1 protein-coding gene is annotated in these 562 nt (G+C 43.4%); it reads left to right on the top strand.

Going from position 1 to position 562, the window contains the following annotated elements:
- Positions 1–75 precede the first annotated feature (75 nt).
- The gene (locus PROVRUST_RS18585; protein ID WP_006816464.1) at positions 76–552 is read left to right on the top strand and encodes a head completion/stabilization protein; all 477 of its coding nucleotides are present in this window, start codon (positions 76–78) and stop codon (positions 550–552) included.
- Positions 553–562: the final 10 nt, after the last annotated feature.

The following is a 562-nucleotide window of genomic DNA, read 5'->3' as shown; positions in this document are numbered from 1 at the left end:
CCAACGCGCAAGGCGGCGCGAGACTAGAAACCGGTTTTCGACATCTCGCCCACCGCCTACCTATTGAGGTGAGTTATGGATTTTGTTTCACCAGAACAGGTAAAAGAAGAAAATGAAGTATTAAAAAGTGATGATTTCTTTCCTGCCATCAATACCGCCGATTTTCGCGAACAAATGCGCGTAGATGGAACGGTCACACCACATCGTCTAATCAACAGCTTAAAAAATGCCATCATCGAAACCAATCGAGAGTTGTTGGAATGGAAAAAGAAAGAAATTGGTTTGGGTTATCAGTCGCTTGAGAGTGTACCTGCCAATAAAATTCATGAGGGAGAATCCTCAGAATCTGAGCTTGTTTATCTTTATCGCCGCGCGGTGTTTTGTAGTGCGAAAGCCAATATCACTGAGCGATATCGTGATATTGATACCACGCCTAGTGGTAATAAAAAAGCCGATGCGCTTGAGCCAAATATTGATGATTTGCAACGTGATGCGTTATGGGCAATCCAGCGAATCAAGGGCGCAACACATAACATTGTTGAGCTGATATGAAGATTAGAAC

The organism is Providencia rustigianii DSM 4541 (assembly GCF_000156395.1).
GTDB classification, from domain to species: Bacteria; Pseudomonadota; Gammaproteobacteria; order Enterobacterales; family Enterobacteriaceae; genus Providencia; species Providencia rustigianii.
The sequence above is the reverse complement of the archived record's forward strand: the minus strand, read 5'-3'. Positions and strand labels throughout refer to the sequence as shown.